Here is a 19,164-nt window from a genome sequence, read left to right as displayed (position 1 = left end):
CCCCCGCCCTTGGCCCCGCCCGGCCGTTAACTCTCCCCCCAGTTGGGGGGGGGGGCCCCCCGCCCTGGCGCCGGGTGATCCCACCGCCGTCATCGCGGGTGACCCCGCTCCTACAAGGTCCGTGCAAAGCCTTAGCGGATCAGTCCACCCAGCCCATCCAGAAGCCGCTGCAAAGCCCCCTGATTGGCCCGCATCACCGCCACCCCCGCCTCACCCATCCGCCGCGCATCCTGCGGCAACTCGATCAGCCGTCTCACCTCGGTCGCCAGCCCCTCGGCATCATCGACCTGCTCCAACGCCCCCGCCTCCCGCAGCATCGCGCTGATTTCCAGGAAGTTGAACACATGCGGTCCCATGATCACCGGCAAGGCCAGTGCCGCCGGCTCCAGCGGATTGTGCCCGCCGGTGGGCACCAGGCTGCCGCCGACGAAAGCGATATCCGCCAGGGCATAGAGGAACAGCAACTCGCCCATGGTGTCGCCGAGCAGCACGCGGGTCTGCCCATCCAGCGCCGCGCCGGACGAGCGCCGCACCGTGACGAACTGCTCGCTGCACAGCGCATGCACCGCGTCGAAACGCTCGGGATGACGCGGGACCAGGATCAGCAAGGCATCGCCATGGATCGCCAGCAATTGCTTGTGCGCAGCAAGGATCAGGGCGTCCTCGCCGTCATGGGTGCTGGCGGCGATCCATACCGGACGCTGCGTCGCGCCCCATTGCCCACGCAGCTCGCGGGCGCGGGGCAGCAGGTGCTCGTCCACCTTCAGGTCGAACTTGATCGAGCCGGTTACCTGCACACACTGAGGACGCGCGCCCAACTGGCGGAAGCGCTCGGCTTCGGTCTCGGTCTGCACCGCGAACAGGCTCATTTCCTCCAGCATCGGCCGGGTCAGGCCGGCAAAGCGCGCGTAGCCGCGAGCCGAGCGCGCGGACAGCCGGGCATTGGCCAGGGCCACCGGGATCCCGCGTTTCGCACACTGATGGATGTGGTTCGGCCACAGCTCGGTTTCCATGATGATCGCCAGCTTCGGCTGGGCGCGATCAAGGAAACGCGACGCCGCCCAAGGCAGGTCGTAGGGCAGGTAGCAGTGCTGGATGCGCGGCTCGTTGGCGAACATCGCGCGGATCCGCTCCGAACCGGTGGGGGTCATGCAGGTGACGGTGATCGGCAGCTGTGGATAACGTTGCAGCAGCGCGCGGATCATCGGCGCTGCGGCGATGCTCTCGCCCACCGACACCGCGTGCACCCAGATGCCGCCCGGGTCCAGCGGCGGCAGGCCGAAGGCGAAGCGCTCGCCGATGCGCTGGCGATACGCCGGCGCCTTGCGCCCGCGCAGGAACAGGCGTAGCGCGACCAGCGGCAGGCCCAGGTGGAATAGCAGGGTATAGAGGGTTCTGTTCATGGCGCGGGAGTTTACCCCATCTCCCGCAGGTGCACGGCAAAGCGCTCCGCCAGCCATTGCGCCGCCGGCCCCAGCGGCTCATCCCGGCGCCAGGCAAGCTCCACCACCAGCGCCGGGGGGCGCCATTCACAGTCCAGCTCGACCATGTGCTGCTGGTAGGTCGGGTACTGCACCACATGGCGCGGCAACCATGCCCAGCCCAGCCCGCGCTGCAACAGCTCGGCCATCACATAGAAGCTGTCCGCCCGCCACACCAGCGGGCTGGCCGGCTCGCCTCCGGCATAACCACTGTCCCGAGGATTGACCAGCAACTGCCGGTGTCGCGCCAGATCCTCGCAACTGACCCGCTCCAGCGCCGCCAGCGGATGCCCGGGCGGACACACCGTGACCATCTCGATGCTCCCCAGGACCCGGCGCTCCAGCGCATCCGGCACACGCTCGTGGTGAAACATCAGGCCCAGGTCCGCACGCCGCTCCACCAGTTGCCGCGCGACATCACCCTGGGCGCTGCTGGCCAGTTGCACTTCGAGCAACGGAAAGCGCTGCGACAGCTCGTCCAGGCTCTCGATCACCGGCGGATAGGGCATCGCCTCGTCCTGCGCCAAGCGCAGCCGCGGCTCCTGCCCGCGCATCAAGGCCGAGGCCCGGCCGTCGAGGCGTTCGCACTGGCGCAGTAACTCCCGGGCGTCTTCCAGCAGCGCCGTCCCCGCCTCGGTCAACTGCGGCTGCCGCCCGCTGCTGCGCTCGAACAGGGTCAGGCCCAGGTCGGTTTCCAGCAAGGCGATGGCATTGCTCACCGCCGACTGCGCACGCCCCTCGGCCCGTGCCACGGCAGAAAACGAGCGCCGTTCGGCCACTTCGACGAACAGGCGGACCTGCTCCAGACTCCATTGCGGTTGGACCATCGAACCTATCTCCCCAGCAGATAGGAAATGACTTTACCGCATCCGGCCAAGACCTAGAATGCGCGAGCCACCAGAGGAGTCCGAACCATGAATGCCTACGCCTATCTCACCATCGCCATCTGCGCCGAAGTCATCGCCACCGCCTCGATGAAAGCGGTCAAGGGCCTGAGCACACCGCTGCCGCTGGCCTTGATGATCTGCGGCTATGCTGTGGCCTTCTGGATGCTGACCCTGGTAGTGCGCAGCATTCCGGTGGGCATTGCCTACGCCATCTGGTCCGGACTGGGCATCGTGCTGATCAGCGTCGCGGCACTGGTCATCTACGACCAGAAGCTGGATGTGCCGGCCATGCTCGGCATGGCGATGATCGTCGGCGGGGTGGTGGTGATCCAGCTGTTCTCGAAAACCGCCGGGCATTGACGAGCTGTAACAGGCGTATACTTGCCCGCCTGTCCAGCTTGTCGAGGTAACTGCATGTCAACGGTCATTTCCACCGACGTCCTGATCGTCGGCGCGGGGGTCGCGGGTCTTTGGCTCAACGCCCGCCTGCGGCGCCTGGGTTATTCGACGGTCCTGGTGGAACGCGCCAGCGTCGGTGGCGGGCAGACCCTCAAGTCCCAGGGCATCATCCACGGCGGCGCCAAGTACGCGCTGCACGGTGCCCTGACCGGTGCCTCGGAAGCCATCGCCGACATGCCACGACGCTGGCGCGAGGCCCTGGCAGGCAGCGGCGAGCTGGACCTGTCCGGCGTGCGCCTGCTGTCCGAGGCCCACTATCTCTGGTCCCCCGGCACCCTCGCCGGCAACCTCACCAGCTTCTTCGCCAGCAAGGCCGTGCGCGGCCGCGTCGACCAGGTCAAGGGCGACCAGTTGCCGCCGGCCCTGCAGGACCGCGGCTTCAAGGGCAAGGTCTATCGCCTGGCTGAATTGGTGGTCGACGTGCCGAGCCTGCTGCAACGCCTGGCCGAACTGGGCGGTGACAGCCTGCTCGCCGGCGAGAAGATCGAACCGCTGCGCGAGGACGACGACCTCGTCGGCCTGCGCGTCGACGGCCGCGAGATCCGCGCCCAGCGCGTGGTGCTCAGTGCCGGTGCCGGCACCGCCGACCTGCTCGCCGACCTTGGCCTGAACCAGCCGGCCATGCAGCGCCGGCCGTTGCACATGGTCCTGGCCAAGGGGCCGAGCCTGAAACCGCTGTACGCCCACTGCCTGGGTGGCGGACCGAAACCGCGCATCACCGTGACCACCCACCCGGCCGCCGACGGCCAGTGGGTCTGGTACCTCGGCGGAGACATCGCCGAGGCCGATGGCGTCGCACGTGAGCCAGATGCGCAGATCGCCGCGGCTAAGAAGGAAGTCGCTAGCCTGCTGCCGTGGGTGGACCTTAGCCAGGTGCAATGGGCAACGCTGCGGGTCGACCGTGCGGAGCCGGCGCAATCCGGCCTGGTCCGCCCGGACAACGCCTTCCTCGCCGATCAGCAGCGCCTGCTGGTGGGCTGGCCGACCAAGCTGGCCCTGGCGCCGGACTTCGCCGACCGCGTGCTGCACGCCCTCGACCGCGACGGCATCAAGCCGGGCAACTGCCCCGCCCTGCCCGACCTGCCGAAACCACCACTGGCCCAACCGGAATGGGAGCGCCTGCTGCCATGACCCTGCCAACCCTGCACGACCTGCATCGCCCGCTGGGCAGCACCGGCCTGGTTGTTTCGCCGCTGGGCCTGGGCACCGTCAAGCTGGGCCGCGACCAAGGGGTGAAGTACCCCAACGGCTTCACCATCCCCGACGATGACGCCGCCCGCCTGCTGCTGGCCCAGGCCCGCGAGCTGGGCATCAACCTGATCGACACCGCCCCGGCCTACGGTCGCAGCGAAGAACGCCTCGGCCCGCTGCTGCGCGGCCAGCGCGAGCATTGGGTGATCGTCAGCAAGGTTGGCGAGGAATTCGATGACGGCCAGTCGCGCTTCGATTTCAGCGCCGCTCATACCCGTGCCTCGGTGGAGCGCAGCCTGAAACGCCTGGAAACAGATTGCATCGACCTGGTCCTGGTCCACTCCAATGGCGACGACCTGCGCATCCTTGAGCAGGAGGAGGTCTACCAGACCCTCGCCCTGCTCAAGCAGGAAGGCAAGATCCGCGGCTTCGGCTTCTCCGGCAAGACCGCCGAGGGCGGCCTGAAAGCCCTGGAACAGGGCGACTGCGCCATGGTCACCTACAATCTCGACGAGCAGGCCGAGCGCCCTGTCCTCGACTACGCCGCTGCCCACGGCAAGGCGATCCTGGTGAAGAAGGCCCTGGCCAGCGGCCATGTCTGCCTGAGCCCGGGCGTGGATCCGGTGAAGGCCAGCTTCGAGCTGCTGTTTGGCCATCCCGGGGTGAGCAGTGCTATTGTCGGGACCATCAACCCGCTGCACCTGGCCCACAACGTGGCGACCGTCGCCCGGGTGTTGCGCCAGCACTGAGCCGCCGCCGCGGCCGACCCCAACGCAAGAAGGAGCCGACATGCCGCGAACGCTGATCCGCAAGAACCCCAGCAACTTCAAGACCCTGCCCCTCCATGTCGAAGCCGGCCCGGAGGGCTTGAGCTACCAGAGCATCGGCCGGCCGCTGAACTTCGCCCAGACCCTGCAACGGCGCAAGGCCATCCAGTTGCCGGACAGCGAGCGCTTCGCCGTCGAGCTGGCCAACCTGGGCGTCTCGGTGCGCCTGACCCTGTGCTGGCAGCACCGCGACTATTGGGTGCTGGTGCGCCAGCGCCGACAGGACCGCGGCGACGTGGTGCTCAAGCTGATCTCCGGCTACGTGCCTGCCCAGGAGCTCAACCTGCCGCTGCACACGGCGGTGCAGGAAGTCGCCGAGGAATGCCTGCTGGAAACCCCGGAAGGCTGGCTCGGCGGACGCTTCAACGACACCTGGCTGCCGGCCCCCTATGCCGCCGCCCTGCACTACCGGGAAGCCCTGCCCTTCATCCTCACGCCGCATACCGGTGCGGCGCGTCCGGTGCGTTGTGGCAACCAGCAACTGATCGAGCGGCCGCGGGCCTATGTGCATCTGCCCACGGCCTCGCTGCAACTGATCTACGACCTGCGCCTGCAGGTGCCGAAGGAAGCCAAGTCGCTGAGCCTGTTCCATGTCGACGAGCGCCTCGAAGGCGACCAACTGGTGGCCCGGCTCAATCGCGCGCGGCCCGACCTGTACCTGATGCCGCTGGAGGATGGCCAGCCGTTACCCGAGCTGTACCAACTGAAGAAGGATCGCTTGGTGCCGGCCGGCACCCGTGGCCTGTACCTGGCCGAGAGCTTCGCCCGGCAGGAAGGCTGGGTGGTGAAGGACGAGCGGATTCGCTGGAAGGACTGGCTGCGCCAGCAGGGGTTGACGCCGAAGAAGCCGGACAGCGGCTTGCAGCGGTTGACGGGGAAAGCGAAGGAGTTGTTGCAGATGGCGCGGGGCGGGTTGAGCAAGTGAACCCTGTGGGCGCTGGCATGCCAGCACCCACAGGAGATATCAGTTCTTGCGGATCTTCTCGACGATCGCCGTGGTCGAGCTGTTTTCCACCAGACCCAGCACCTTCACCGTCCCGCCGTAGGCCTTGACGATATCGGCACCCACCACCTGGTCGATACCATAATCCCCGCCCTTGACCAGCACATCCGGCTTCAACTGGCTCAGCAGGTTTTCCGGGGTGCCCTCGGGGAAGCTGATCACCCAGTCCACCGCACCCAGACCGGCCAGTACCGCCATGCGCCGGTCGACGCTGTTGATCGGGCGGCCCGGGCCTTTCAGGCGGCTCACCGAGGCGTCGTCGTTCACCGCGACGATCAGGCGATCGCCCTGGGCCCGCGCCTGCTCCAGGTAGGTCACGTGACCGGCATGGAGAATGTCGAAGCAACCATTGGTGAAGACGATCTTTTCCTTGTGCGCGCGGGCATCGTCGATGGCCAGCAGCAACTGGTCGAGGCTGAGCACGCCGCGCTCGGAACCTTCCTCGCGCTGGATCGCCCGGCGTAGTTCCGGAGCGCTGATCGCCGCGGTACCCAGCTTGCCAACGACGATGCCGGCAGCCAGGTTGGCCAGGCCGACCGCGTGCGGCAGGTCCTCGCCGGCGGCGATGGCCGCTGCCAGGGTGGAAATCACCGTGTCGCCGGCACCGGTCACGTCGAACACTTCACGGGCACGGGCCGGCAGGTGCAGGGCCGGATGATCCGGACGCAGCAGGGTCATGCCGTGCTCGCCACGAGTGACCAGCAAAGCGCCCAGCTCCAGTTCACGCATCAGCTGGCCGCCCTTGGCCACCAGCTCGGCCTCGTCGGCGCAGCGGCCGACGATGGTCTCGAACTCGCTGAGGTTCGGGGTGATCAGGCTGGCGCCGCGGTAGATGGAGAAATCCTTGCCCTTGGGATCGGCCAGCACCGGGATGCCGCGCTCGCGAGCGGCCTGGATCAGGCTCTGGTGGTTGCGCAGCGCGCCCTTGCCGTAATCGGACAGGACCAGCACCTTGACCCCGTCCAGCAGGGTGTCGACTTCCGCGCCGAGGGACAGCGGGTCGGTGGCAAAGGGTTCTTCGAAATCGATGCGCAGCAGTTGCTGGTGACGGCTCATGACCCGCAGCTTGACGATGGTCGGCTGGTGCGCGATGCGCTGGAACACCGAGCGCACGCCCGCCGCCTGCAGGCTGTTGGCCAGGCTCTCTGCCGCTTCGTCCTGGCCGGTGACGCCGACCAGCGCGGCCGGCGCGCCCAGCGCGGCGATGTTCAAGGCCACGTTGGCCGCGCCGCCGGGACGGTCTTCGATCTGCTCGACCTTGACCACCGGCACCGGGGCCTCGGGCGAGATCCTGGAAGTACCGCCATGCCAGTAGCGGTCGAGCATGACATCGCCGACCACCAGTACCGGGGCTTGATCGAAACGCGGCATGGACAACTTCATGGAGAACCCATCAGACAGAATGAACAGGGGCGGGATATTAGCACAGGCGACGCATGTGCCAGATTACAGCGGAAAAGTCCGGGGACGCGAAGTCCCCGGACAGATGTATCAGGTGATGTCGGCCTTGCTTGGCTCGTCCAGGCCCATGGCGTGGAGCCGGGCGTAGTAGCCGTTGGCAGCGAGCAACTGGGCGTGGCTGCCACGCTCGACGATGCGCCCCTGATCCATCACCAGGATCAGGTCGGCCTTCTCGATGGTCGACAAGCGGTGAGCGATGACCAGGGTGGTACGACCCTTCATCACCTGGTCGAGGGCCGCCTGGATGTGTCGCTCGGACTCGGTGTCCAGTGCCGAGGTGGCCTCGTCGAGGATCAGCAGCGGCGCGTTCTTCAACAACGCACGGGCGATCGCCAGGCGCTGGCGCTGGCCACCGGACAACAGCACGCCATTCTCGCCGACCTCGGTATCGAAGCCCTGCGGCAGTTGCTCGATGAACTCCTTGGCGTAGGCATCGGCGGCCGCGGCCTCGATGTGCTCCCGCGGTGCGCCGGCCAGGTCGCCGTAGGCAATGTTGTTGGCCACGGTGTCGTTGAACAGGGTGACATGCTGGGTCACCTGGGCGATGTGCTTGCGCAGGTTGCGCAGGCGGTAATCCTCTACCTCGACACCATCCAGCAGGATCTCGCCTTGCTCGTGCTGGTAGAAACGCGGGATCAGGCCGGCCAGGGTCGACTTGCCGCTGCCGGAGCGACCGACCAGGGCAATCATCTGACCCGGCTCGGCGGTGAAGTTGATATCGCTGAGGACCGGGCGCTCGCTGCCCGGGTAGGTGAAGTTCAGGTTGCGCACTTCAAGGCGACCGTTGACGCGATCACGCTCGACGGTGCCGCTATCGACTTCGGGCTCGACGTCCAGTTGCTCGAAAATGCTTTCCGCGCCAGCCACGCCGCGCTGGATGGTCGAACTGACCTCGGAGAGCTGGCGAATCGGCTTGGGCAGCAGGCCCGCTGCGGTGATGTAGGCGACCAGGTCACCGGCAGTGGCCTCGCCACGCAGGAACAGGACGAGGAACATCAGCACCGCCATGGCGGTGTAGATCACCAGTTGCAGCATCGGGGTGTATACGGCCCCGGTCTTGGTCATGCGCAACTGCTTGTCGGTATTGCTCTGGCTGGCGTTGGCGAAACGCTCCTGCTCGTAGCGTTCGCCGCCGAAGCTGCGCACCACGCGGTAGCCCTGGATGGTCTCGGAGGCGACATGGGTCACGTCGCCCATCGCCACCTGGATCTTCTTGCTCTGCTTGCGGAATTTCTTGCTGGCGCTGCTCACCATGATCGCGATCAGCGGCAGGATCGCCAGCATTACCAAGGTCAGCTTCCAGTTCATCCACAGCAGGTAGACGAACAGGAACACCACGGTCAGGCCTTCGCGGATCACCACCTTGATGGCATCGGTGGCCGCGCCGGTGACCATAGTCACGTTGAACGTGATACGGGAGATCAGGTGGCCGGAGTTGTGATTGTCGAAGTAGCGGTTGGGCAGGACCAGCAGCTTGTTGAACAGCTCGACCCGCAGGTCGTGCACCAGGCCCAGGGAAACCTTGGCCAGGAAATAGTTGCCCAGATAGGAGCCGAGCCCCTGCCAGGCGGCGATCAGCACGATCAGCAGCGGCACGGCCTGGAGCAGTTGCAGGTCTTTCAGGTACGGCACTGTGGGGAACAGCACCGCTTCGGGATTGCTCAATCCATCGACGAAATACTTGAGGATGCCGGCCAGCATGGGCTGGGTAGAAGCGAAGATGACGAAGCCGACGATACTGACCAGGAAAGTGCCCAGGTAGGGCTTCACATAGCTCAGCAGACGGAAGTAGATCTTCAGGCTCGAAGGGCCGGACGAATCGGGAGCAGTCATGAGAGTCCGTCGTATGAAAAAGAGGCGGGATTGTAGCACAAGCGGTTTTTGCCACTTCGTGCTGGGGTAATATAGCCGGCTGGCTTTACACAGGAGTTTCGATGCAAGCGCTCGACCATGCCCGCTACCTCGCCCTGCGCGAAGGAGCGCACGTTCTGGAAGCCGATGGCACCGGCGACAAGGTGTTGCGCCTGCGCGACGGCTCGATGCTGAAACTGTTCCGGCGCAAGCGCCTGATCAGTTCCGCGGCCTGGTACCCCTATGCCCGGCGCTTCGCTGACAACTGCCGGACCCTCGCCGAGCGCGCCATTCCGTGCCCTAAGGTGCGCGAGGTCTATCGCATCGCCGAGATCGCCCGTGACGCGGTGCATTACGACCCGCTGCCCGGCAAGACCCTGCGCCAGTTGCTGGACGATCCACGCAGCGACGACTCGCTACGGCAACGCCTGGGCACCTTCATCGCTGAACTGCACGAGAAAGGCATCTACTTCCGCTCAGCCCACCTGGGCAACGTGGTCCTGACCCCGGAAGGCGAACTCGGACTGATCGACATCGCCGACATGCGCACCTACCACCGCCCGCTGCGCAAGACCCAGCGCCTGCGCAACTTCAAGCACATGCTGCGCTACAAGGAAGACCGGGCCTGGCTGCTCGGCCAGGGCAACGACGTGTTCGCCCGGGCATACCAGGCCGCCCAGACGCGCTGCACTGCCGCAGACCTCGCGACGGTCCTGGGCAAGGGCTGAAACGGAACGACCACCCGAAGGTGGTCGTCAGTTGCATCAGATCAGGGAGCGTCGCTTTTCCTGCACGACCCATCCCATCACCACGGCTGCGGGCAGCAGCACCAATGGCCAGAGCTCATCGGGGTTGCCCACCAGCTTGCTGCCATCGAAGTTGAGCATCACCAGGGCAGCTGCCAGGAACAGACCCCAAGGATCGCGATTGCGCCAGGCCATCAACAGCGTGGACGCCATCAGCACGAGGAACAGCACCAGCGAGACACCACCGGTATACAACCCCAGCGCCACGAACATATTGTGCGGATGCTGGATGGGCATGAAGCCCCCTAGCAACTGGGTGGTCTTGAATTCGACACCACAGCCCAGCAGCCAGCCGCAGTTGCGCCATTCGCCGGTCATGATCTGGAACAGCTCTACCCGGAACGAATCTCCGCGCGCCATCAGCCCAACGAACCAGGCCTGATCATGGATGATCCACAACGTCAGCCCTGCCCCGACGATGCCGACAGCCAGTCCGGCCAACCCGAGCTTCGGGAACTTCCAGATGGCGTGGAGCGCCCAAAGCCCGAACAGGAAGACCGCGCCGACCAGGGCGGTACGGGTCTGCAGGACGAAGGCAATGGCGAAAAGGCTCAACAGAACGGCTGCGGCGGCCTCAAGATAGCGGCGCTCCTTGAGCCACAGCGGGAACGCCAGAGCCAGCGCGCAGAGCAGCCAGATGCTGGTATAGATCACGTTCTGCAGCCGTGAGGGCAACAAAGCAACCCGCTCGCCGAGACCATACACTCCGGTCAGGTAGGCATAGGCTGCAAACCCGTAGATGTATACACACAGTATCCAGAACATCCCCCGGACGAACAGTCCGTTGCGCATCAGCTCCGGCTCGACCAGCGCCGCAACGACGAACACGAACAGAGCGACGTAGAGAATGTGCTTGTAGAACTGGCCGTCTCCGGCGATTGCCGCCGGCACCAGGAACCACGCAATGAATACCAGCCACGCCCAGGCCAGCGGCTGCTTGAGCAGGCCCGCACCACGCTCCTTGAGCAGGAACACCAGGCCCGGCAGCGCGATGAATGCATAGAAGATGTTGTTCGTCCATTTCGACGAATTCATCAGGATGTAGCTCAATAGAAATACGATCGTCGCCACGGCGAAGTAACGACGACTGGTTCTGCTTCCCACGATTGGCCTCACAAGAAAGTGCTGATCAAAAATCCAATGACGATGCCGACAGCAACGCTTCCCATGAGCTTGAAGCGATCCCTGCGTTTACGTCGAATCTTGTTGACGCGTTCCTGCGGCAACTCGACATGTTCACCGAAGCCGGTATGCAGCACGGCATCGTTTTCCAGAATGAGTGCGTAGCGATTTTCCGCCGCATAGGCCCGCGACAGGCTCTTCTCGCCAGAGTGCGCGGCATAGGGTGCATGCTGCTGGTAGTCCGCGAGGCGACGCAGTCCAGGGTTGAGGGAGAACCCCTGCCAGTCGGCCTTGTGCGAGCCCAGTTGATGGAACGCAATGCCCTGGAGCACTTGCCGCTCGTTGAGAAACACATACGGACTGTGTACCTGCAGATCATGGTTGAAGCTTCGCAGCCAGACCTGCAGCGCCTGCGGGTCGGCTTCGAGCAGGACCTGGGAGTCCTCGATGAAGCCAGGGCGATAGAACGCCCAGTCGTCTTCGCAGTGGAAAACCCAGGACGTCTTGATCTGCCCGTAGGCCGCATCGATGGAGCGCATCTGGCCCAGCTTGGGGTTGTTGACGATGAAGGTTGTGTGCTCGCGCCATGCGGCCGGGATGCAATCACGCACCGCCTCGTCGCCGGAATCTTCCGTGATGAAGACTTCACGGATCGGCGCAGTGTTGAAGCGATCGAAACTCTCGAGCGTGCGCTTCAACAGGTCGAACCGGCCACAGCTGGTCACCATCAAGGTGATCTGACTGTTTTCGCTGAAGACCATGGTTATCTTTCCTCGGTAAAAAACGATGAAGCGGCCTTACAGGCCTACCGCGCTGCGCAACCTTGCCCACCAGCCCGGCACGACATGCGGACGCAACGAGGGACGCATGGCCTCGACGATCGCGCGACCCAGGGCATCGAAGGTGAAATGCTGCTCCGCCAACTGCTGGCCATTGCGCGCGATGCTGTCGGCCAGTTCGGGCTGCTCGCGCAACTGCTGCAGTTTCCCGCGCAGTTCATCGATGTCGCGGTACAGCACGATGTTGTTCAGGTCTACGAAGCCCAGCGCGCGATTCTCTTCCTCGCCCTGGTCGTACGCCAGCAGCACGCAACCGCAGGCCATGGCCTCGAAGTTCTTGATCATGTATTCGCCCATGCCCACGTCGGCACTGACGAAGAAACGGATCCGGCTCAGGGTGGCGCGGTATTCCTCGCCGGACTTGGTGCGGGTGATCACCAGGTTTTCGACCTTGGCCAGGGATTCGAGCATTGCCTTGCGCCCCGAATAGGCGACGCTGCGCAAGCTGCCGACGAACGCCAGTTCGATGTCGCGCTCACTGCCCTCGTTGCTCAACAGAGCCTGGTCATAGCCCTTGGGTATGAACACCGCGTCGAAGCCCTCGTCACGCAGATGCCGGGTGACGACCGCGCCAGAGGTGATGACCCTCGCCCAGGGCAGCTTGCCGTAGTGCTCGCTGAACTTGCCGGTGTACTTGCACGGGATGTAGTTCTGGTACGCGTCATGTTCCAGGATCACCAGGTTCGGCAAGGTGCGGATGAAGCTGACCTGGCGTATTTCCTTCTTGAAGCGCAGGAAGAACAGGATGCGGTCGTACTGCTCGACCTTGACGTGCTCGCGGAAATAACCACGCAGGTTGTCCTGTTCGGCATCACTCAGCCAGCGGATGTCGCAGTCGCACCCAGCCGCGATACCGTCATAGAGACGGTCCAGGATTGCACGTTGGTCTTTCTGAACCAGAAAAAGGACTTTCACCGTTGCTCTCTCTTGTCGGCACACGTTTCTACCCAGAAGAGTTCGTGCCGACGAACTGCCTTGCGGAAAAATTCGTTCTCACCAAAGGCCGGCCATTTCCGGCCCGCCAGGTAACGCTGCAGCACTCGTCGCAGACGCCGCTTGAACGGCAGGCGAGGCTGCAGGTCGTGCATCATGCCCAACGACATGGCCTTTTGCCACTGAGTTTGTGTGGAGACTGTCCGCGCCCAGGGGCGCATCGCCGCGTCCCTGTCGAAATATGGCGGAAGCGCCACCCCGTTGCCGGCATCGCCCATTGGCCAGCGGTCGTTGTCATGCAGGTGATTGGCGTAGTGCAGGAGCACCTCAGGCTGCCACCGGGTCTGCGCCAGCGCCTCGATCACCGCGTCGCGGGCACAGACATGATCGGGATGCGGATCGAGCGTCGGCTCGGGCAACACGATGCTCGCCGGACGGATGCGCTCGATCAGCTCGCACAGGTCCTGGATCAGGTTATGCCATGACGGAGCACCATTGGCGTCGCTCGCCAGCACCACATTGTTGAAACGACGAAACGGGCGGGTATCCAGCAGGTCCGCTTCGCGGGAGCCGACGGCCTGATCCGGCTGCGCTTTCATCGCCGGCAATTGCAAGCAGAAATAGCCGAGTTGCACACAGCGCTCCTGTGGAACGCCAGCCCAGAGTGGCACGCTGAGGCTGTCCCAGGCACGCAACTGGCCCTTGAGACGAGCGGCGGAAACCGGGTCCAGGCCCATATCACGGTAGTGCTCGGCCTCGATTTCACCTGCGGTCAGGGTCACGATCCAGCTTTCCCGCGCTTCGGCATAGGTGGCAAAAGCGGCCAGCTCGGCATCGTCGGCATGTGGTGCTATCACCAGCAGCGGCCCGGCCAGATAGTCGGGATGGCGGCAGACGAACAGCTCGGCGTCGTGGTCCAGGCGGCAGAACTGCCCGGCCAGGCGCAGTCGCCCTTCACCCAAGGCCTGGGAATGACCAGTCAGGTTCAGGTAGCGAACGCCTGCCACGCCACGCTCGAAAGCCTGGCAATCGGCCTCGTCACCATGGATCTTCACGGCCGGGTCGAAAAAACGGCCCAGCCAGCCAGCGCGCAGGCGAATCTTGAGGATCAGGGTATCTTGCGCCTGTAGCCGACAGGTCCCAGGCACACTCACGCAGCCGTCGCGCAGCACCACGGCATGGCACTCATCGGCATCGAGCTGGTAGTCGTAGTCACTGGCCGGAGCGTAGAACAGGTGGTCGGCGAACCAGGCCTCATGCGCCGCCCAGGCTACGACAGCCAGTACCAGCGGTAACCACCAGGCCACCAGCACGCCAACCACAACCAGCAGCACCAGGCCGAACAACAGCCCGAGGCGCTTGTTGCGCCGATGGCGCTTGAGCAACTGCTGCTTGCGGTTCAAGACTGGAAGACCGGCACGGGGTGGCACCATCGATCCTTGTACTCGCGATCCGAACGGCCAAAGGAGAAACGCAATGTCTTGTTGCGCGCGCGGGCGTCTTCCCAGGCGCTCTGGGTGTTGAGGAAGCTGAGCACGCTGCCGGGGCTGAATTCACGGGTCTCGGGATCCACGCCGCCGTTGACGTACTCGACACTGATCCAGTCTGGCGCCTCGACCCTGTACACCAGTTGAATGGCAATCGGCGCGCCGTTGAGCAATATCACCGAACCGATCAACAGCGAACGCAGGCGCTCGATGACCTCGGCCATGCGCTCGGCACCCGTGGCGGCGAAACCCCAGCGACGCTGGAACAGATCGCAGTACATCGCGGCGATCTCGACGCTGGTGAAATCGGTGATCGGCCGCACCACCCCGCCCGCCTCTTCCAGCAGGCGCAGCTCACGCCGCTGGTTGTAGCGGAATTTCTTCGACAGGTCTTCAGGCTGGCGGGCCATGGCCAGCGACTCGGCCTGGGCCTTCAAGCCACTGAAGCGCCCCTGGTTGAGTTCGGACAGGTAGCGTGCGGCATGGCGCAATGGCGCCTGGGCACCGGCGGCGGCCGGCAGGATGATCTCGGCATTACCGAGGTCGAACAGGCCTTTCTTGCCCTTGCGCTTGAGCACATCCTTGGACAGGGCCAGGTAGCGCCCCCAGGTCGGGATCGCCGCCTTGATCTCGCCATCCTGTTGCCAGGCCAGGTAGCGCACGGGAATGTCAGCCATCTCCGCCAGTTGCGCGACCACCAGCGGGTGACTGGCGACGCTGCCACCAAAGCGCGCCCAGGCCTGTTCGTAGGTACGTGCGTCGATGACGGCCCAGCCTCGCTCGCGCCAGCCTTGGATAAGGTTGAGCATCAGGCCCCCGAGGTAAGCGCGACGACGTGGGGCAGGCGCCAGAACACCTCGCGCACCGCCTCGTCGGAAAAGCGCTGGCGCAAGCGTTCGAGCATGCGTGAGCGGCATTCTTCGAGCTGCGCTTCATCCATGCCAGCGAGCACTTGCAATGACTGCGCGAGTCCGACGGGATCCGCCAGCGGGAACAGCACGCCGACGCCTTCCACCACCTCAGGAGCGCCGCCACAGGCGGTCGCGGCGACAGGCACGCCAGCCACCATCGCCTCCAGCAGGACCATGCCGAACGGCTCGTGGTCCGAGCTCAGGGCGAAGGCGTCGAATGCAGTGAAATAACGACGGGCATCGGGCACCTGGCCGAGGAAGTCGACCTGCCCGGCAATGCCCAGCTCGGCCGCCAGGGCCTTGAGCGAAGGCCCCAGGCGGCCCTTGCCGAGAATCGCCAGGCGAGCGCCCGCCGGCAGGTTCGGCAACGCCTGGGCGAAACCGCGCAGCAGGGTGGCCTGGTCCTTGTCCGGATGCAGGCGACCGACGTTGCCGACGATCCACGCCTGCGGGTCCAGCTTCAGCGCAGCACGAGCCTCGCTGGCGGGCACCAGCTGGCCTTGCAGCGCTTCGATATCGATGCGGTTGTACAGTGTCTGGATACGCTCGGCCGGCCATTTCTTCAACGAGCGGCGCATATCGTCGCGTACCGCGTCGGACACGCCCAGCAGGCTCAGGCGTTTGCTGAAAAGATTCGCCAGCAGTTGGCGACTGCCGCGCTTGTAGTCATCGAACGCATGGTGCACGCCGATAACCGGCAGGCGCGTGCCCAGCAAGGCGATATAGACAGGCTTGAAACGATGAGCGATGCAGAAACTGAAGTCGCGCGCCGCAGCGATCTTGCGCAGCGCCCGGATCGCACCCAGCTTCAGGCCACGAATGGCACTGGAGCTGAATTCGAGGAACAGCACCTCGTCGCTGGCGCAGCCCTGCGCCACGCGCGGATCGGCCTTGCCAGTGAGGAATACCGTGGTGACCTGGTAGCCGCTGCCGGCGAACAGGCTGGCGTACTGACGGGCGCAGTCGAGAAAGGGCCCGTCATAGCCATGGCAGAACTGCAGGACGCGCTTGTCAGTCGAGCGTGTCATAGGCTTTCGCGCCGTCCTTCACCACCAGGATATCTTCCATGATCAGGTACTGGAGGTCGGAGCCGAAGAACATGTTCAGCGCATCGGTCGGCGAGCAGATCATCGGTTCGCCACGACGGTTCAGCGAGGTGTTCAGCGACACGCCGTTGCCGGTCAGGGCCTCCAGGGCCTTCATCATGTCGTAGTAGCGCGGGTTGTACTCGCGCTTGAGCACCTGGGCACGGGAGGTACCGTCCTCGTGGACCACTTCCGGCACGCGGGTCTTCCACTCTTCCGCCACTTCGAAGGTGAAGGTCATGAACGGCGCCGGGTGATCGACCTTGATCATCTGTGGGCCGACGGTGTCCAGCATGGACGGGCAGAAAGGCCTCCAGCGCTCGCGGAACTTGATCTGCTCGTTGATGCGGTTGGCCACGCCCGGCACGCTCGGGCAGCCGATGATGGAACGACCACCGAGGGCGCGCGGGCCGAACTCCATGCGGCCCTGGAACCAGGCCACCGGGTTGCCGTCGACCATGATCTGCGCGATGCGCTCAGGCATGTCGTCGATCTTGCGCCATGCAGGCTTGCTCGGATGGCGGGCGCAGGCGGCGATCACGTCTTCGTTGGAGTAGGACGGGCCGAGGTAGACGTGCTCCATCTTCTCCACCGGCACGCCGCGGGCGTGGGAGACGTAGGCCGCGGCACCGACCGCGGTACCCGCGTCGCCGGAGGCTGGCTGGACGAACAGCTCCTTCAGGTCCGGACGGGCGATGATCTTCTGGTTCAGCTTGACGTTCAGCGCACAGCCACCGGCGAAGGCCAGCTTGCCGGTCTCCTTGAGGACGTCGCCCAGGTAGTGGTCGATCATCTGCAGCGCCAGCTTCTCGAACAGCGCCTGCATGCTCGCGGCGTAGTGGATGTACGGCTCGTCGGCGATATCGCCTTCGCGCTTCGGACCCAGCCACTCGATCAGCTTCGGCGAGAAGTAGAAGCCCTTGCCCTTCTCTTTATAGCGACGCAGGCCGATGACGTTGGCGTACTCGGTGTTGATCACCAGTTCGCCGTTTTCGAAGCTGGCCAGGCGCGAGAAGTCGTACTTGCTGGCGTCGCCGTACGGCGCCATGCCCATGACCTTGAACTCGCCATCGAGCATCTCGAAGCCGAGGAACTCGGTGATCGCACCGTACAGGCCACCCAGCGAATCCGGATCGAAGAATTCCTTGATCTTGTGAATCTTGCCGTTCTCGCCGTAGCCGAAGAAGGTAGTGGCGTACTCGCCCTTGCCGTCGATCCCGAGGATCGCGGTCTTCTCCTTGAAGCCCGAGCAGTGGTAGGCACTGGAGGCGTGGGCCAGGTGGTGCTCGACCGGTTCGATCTTGATCTTCTTCGGATCGAAGCCCAGTTGCTCCAGGCACCAGACGATCTTCTTGCGGTAGCGCTTGTAGCGGCGGTTACCCATCAGGATCGCGTCGAGGGCGCGGTCCGGGGCATACCAGTAACGCTTGGCATAGTGCCAGCGGGCCTTGCCGAACAGGCTGATGGGGGCGAACGGGATCGCGACTACGTCGACATCGGATGGCTTGATGCCAGCCTGTTCGAGGCAGAACTTCGCCGATTCGTAGGGCATGCGGTTCTTTGCATGTTTGTCGCGCACGAAGCGCTCTTCTTCAGCGGCGGCGATCAGCTTGCCGTCGATGTACAGGGCCGCGGAAGGATCATGGCTAAGGGCGCCGGACAGGCCAAGAATCGTCAATGCCAAGGGTCGAGCCTCTTCATTCGGTAAAAATGCGCCCCGGCCTCATGGGCGGGCGGCGGCGAAAGGGCGGGATTATAACGCAAAGCGGGGGGGCATTTGGAGGGGCGGCATTGTGACCGATCTGCAGGGCCTCATCGCTGGCAAACCAGCTCCCACAGGGTCGGTGCGTGCAGTACCTGTGGGAGCTGGCTTGCCAGCGATGAGGCCCTCAAAGGCAGTAAAAAAGCCAGGTTCTACTCAGCGATCAACCAGTCCATCCGCCAGCTGCCGCCCGTCTGCCCCAGGCACTCGGCCAGCCACGGCAGGAACGCCCGCAGTTCCTCTTCCAGCCCCCACGGCGGGTTGGCGATGGCCAGGCCGGAGCCGTTCAGGCAATCCGGCGTGTCCTGCGGGTGTACATAGAGCTCTACCCGCAGCAGCTTCGGCGCGCCAGTGCTGGTCAGGTCCTGATAGAAACGCACCAGTTGGCGCTGGTCCTTGATCGGGTACCAGATCGCCGCGACGGTCTGGCGCATGCGACCGATCGCCTCCTTCATCGCGGTGGTGCAGCGCTTCAGTTCGTCGGGCTTTTCGAACGGCGGGTCGATCAGCATCACCGCACGCTTCTCCTGCACCGGCAACAGCGCCCGCGGCACGTGCCAGCCCTCGCCCAGGTGCACGGCGACCCGTGGATCCTTCTTCATGTTGTCCTTGAGCAGGCGCCCGTCCTCCGGGTGCTTCTCGTTGAGCAGCACGCGGTCCTGCTGGCGCGCCATGCGCCGTGCCAGCTCCGGCGAGCCCGGGTAGTAGCGCAGTTCGCCATCGGCATTCAGGCGCCGCACGATGCGCAGGTAGTCCGCAGTGATCTCCGGCAGGTCGTCGCGCCCCCAGAGCCGGCCGATGCCTTCGATCCACTCGCCGGTACGGGTCGCCTGGTCGCCCTGCAGGTCATACAGGCCGAGGCCGGCATGGGTGTCGATATAGGCGAACGGCTGCTCCTTGCGCGACATCAGCGCAATGAGGCGGGTCAGCACGATGTGCTTGAAGACGTCGGCATGGTTGCCGGCGTGGAAGGCGTGACGATAGTTCATGGCAACTCCTGAGCGGGCGGGAAGTTTACCCGTTCGGGCGGGCGACGTCAGGTTGCGCCCGCCGAAACGA

At 64.8% G+C, this 19,164-nt stretch carries 17 protein-coding genes; 5 read left to right on the top strand and 12 right to left on the bottom strand.

Annotated features, from left to right (window positions below; all coding sequences use genetic code 11):
• Positions 1–131: 131 nt before the first annotated feature.
• Positions 132–1,403 (bottom strand): lipid IV(A) 3-deoxy-D-manno-octulosonic acid transferase, encoded by a 1,272-nt coding sequence (gene waaA, locus V0R59_RS26515; RefSeq protein ID WP_330077564.1) that lies wholly within the window; start codon positions 1,401–1,403, stop codon positions 132–134.
• Between the two features lie 11 nt (positions 1,404–1,414).
• Positions 1,415–2,308 carry a LysR family transcriptional regulator gene (locus tag V0R59_RS26510; RefSeq protein ID WP_330077563.1) on the bottom strand — a complete coding sequence of 298 codons (894 nt, stop codon included), beginning with the start codon at positions 2,306–2,308 and terminating at the stop codon, positions 1,415–1,417.
• An 87-nt stretch (positions 2,309–2,395) separates the two neighbouring features.
• On the opposite strand from V0R59_RS26510, the gene V0R59_RS26505 reads away from it, so the two are divergent.
• The 4 genes from V0R59_RS26505 to V0R59_RS26490 are packed head-to-tail and all read left to right on the top strand — an operon-like array spanning position 2,396 to position 5,770.
• Positions 2,396–2,728 (top strand): DMT family transporter, encoded by a 333-nt coding sequence (locus tag V0R59_RS26505; protein ID WP_330077562.1) that lies wholly within the window; start codon positions 2,396–2,398, stop codon positions 2,726–2,728.
• 54 nt (positions 2,729–2,782) lie between these two features.
• Positions 2,783–3,958, top strand: a complete 1,176-nt coding sequence (locus V0R59_RS26500; RefSeq protein WP_330077561.1) for an NAD(P)/FAD-dependent oxidoreductase — start codon at positions 2,783–2,785, stop codon at positions 3,956–3,958.
• Entirely contained in the window at positions 3,955–4,767 is an 813-nt protein-coding gene (locus tag V0R59_RS26495) for an aldo/keto reductase (RefSeq protein WP_330077560.1), read from the top strand. The genes V0R59_RS26500 and V0R59_RS26495 overlap by 4 nt, the downstream gene beginning before the upstream one ends.
• Before the next feature lie 40 nt (positions 4,768–4,807).
• Positions 4,808–5,770, top strand: coding sequence for a metal ABC transporter ATPase (locus V0R59_RS26490; RefSeq protein ID WP_330077559.1), 963 nt, complete (start codon positions 4,808–4,810; stop codon positions 5,768–5,770).
• Positions 5,771–5,809: 39 nt separating this feature from the next.
• Here V0R59_RS26490 and hldE read toward each other — a convergent pair whose 3' ends face one another.
• Positions 5,810–7,231, bottom strand: coding sequence for a bifunctional D-glycero-beta-D-manno-heptose-7-phosphate kinase/D-glycero-beta-D-manno-heptose 1-phosphate adenylyltransferase HldE (gene hldE, locus V0R59_RS26485; protein ID WP_330077558.1), 1,422 nt, complete (start codon positions 7,229–7,231; stop codon positions 5,810–5,812).
• Between the two features lie 108 nt (positions 7,232–7,339).
• Complete coding sequence (gene msbA, locus V0R59_RS26480; RefSeq protein WP_330077557.1) at positions 7,340–9,142, bottom strand: lipid A export permease/ATP-binding protein MsbA; 1,803 nt, start codon at positions 9,140–9,142, stop codon at positions 7,340–7,342.
• Between the two features lie 101 nt (positions 9,143–9,243).
• On the opposite strand from msbA, the gene V0R59_RS26475 reads away from it, so the two are divergent.
• Positions 9,244–9,888: a BUD32 family EKC/KEOPS complex subunit gene (locus V0R59_RS26475; protein ID WP_330077556.1), complete on the top strand. Its 645-nt coding sequence runs from the start codon at positions 9,244–9,246 to the stop codon at positions 9,886–9,888.
• A gap of 36 nt (positions 9,889–9,924) precedes the next feature.
• On the opposite strand, the gene V0R59_RS26470 is transcribed toward V0R59_RS26475, so the two are convergent.
• The 8 genes from V0R59_RS26470 to V0R59_RS26435 form a co-directional block, all read right to left on the bottom strand.
• Entirely contained in the window at positions 9,925–11,016 is a 1,092-nt protein-coding gene (locus V0R59_RS26470) for an O-antigen ligase domain-containing protein (protein WP_375547414.1), read from the bottom strand.
• A 62-nt stretch (positions 11,017–11,078) separates the two neighbouring features.
• The gene (locus V0R59_RS26465; protein ID WP_330077555.1) at positions 11,079–11,849 is read right to left on the bottom strand and encodes a glycosyltransferase family 2 protein; all 771 of its coding nucleotides are present in this window, start codon (positions 11,847–11,849) and stop codon (positions 11,079–11,081) included.
• 36 nt (positions 11,850–11,885) lie between these two features.
• On the bottom strand, positions 11,886–12,842 hold the full coding sequence (locus V0R59_RS26460; RefSeq protein ID WP_330077554.1) for a glycosyltransferase family protein: 957 nt from the start codon (positions 12,840–12,842) through the stop codon (positions 11,886–11,888).
• Positions 12,839–14,263, bottom strand: coding sequence for a PIG-L deacetylase family protein (locus V0R59_RS26455; protein ID WP_330077553.1), 1,425 nt, complete (start codon positions 14,261–14,263; stop codon positions 12,839–12,841). The genes V0R59_RS26460 and V0R59_RS26455 overlap by 4 nt, the downstream gene beginning before the upstream one ends.
• Positions 14,260–15,156 (bottom strand): antimicrobial resistance protein Mig-14, encoded by an 897-nt coding sequence (locus V0R59_RS26450; RefSeq protein WP_330077552.1) that lies wholly within the window; start codon positions 15,154–15,156, stop codon positions 14,260–14,262. Before V0R59_RS26450 ends, V0R59_RS26455 begins: the two co-directional genes overlap by 4 nt.
• Positions 15,156–16,286 (bottom strand): glycosyltransferase, encoded by a 1,131-nt coding sequence (locus V0R59_RS26445; RefSeq protein ID WP_330077551.1) that lies wholly within the window; start codon positions 16,284–16,286, stop codon positions 15,156–15,158. Before V0R59_RS26445 ends, V0R59_RS26450 begins: the two co-directional genes overlap by 1 nt.
• Entirely contained in the window at positions 16,270–18,027 is a 1,758-nt protein-coding gene (locus tag V0R59_RS26440; RefSeq protein ID WP_330077550.1) for a carbamoyltransferase family protein, read from the bottom strand. The genes V0R59_RS26445 and V0R59_RS26440 overlap by 17 nt, the downstream gene beginning before the upstream one ends.
• 230 nt (positions 18,028–18,257) lie before the next feature.
• Positions 18,258–19,094 (bottom strand): 23S rRNA (adenine(2030)-N(6))-methyltransferase RlmJ, encoded by an 837-nt coding sequence (locus tag V0R59_RS26435; RefSeq protein ID WP_316921027.1) that lies wholly within the window; start codon positions 19,092–19,094, stop codon positions 18,258–18,260.
• Between the last annotated feature and the right edge of the window lie 70 nt (positions 19,095–19,164).

The organism is Pseudomonas ulcerans (assembly GCF_036324125.1).
GTDB lineage: Bacteria > Pseudomonadota > Gammaproteobacteria > Pseudomonadales > Pseudomonadaceae > Aquipseudomonas > Aquipseudomonas ulcerans.
The sequence above is the reverse complement of the archived record's forward strand: the minus strand, read 5'-3'. Positions and strand labels throughout refer to the sequence as shown.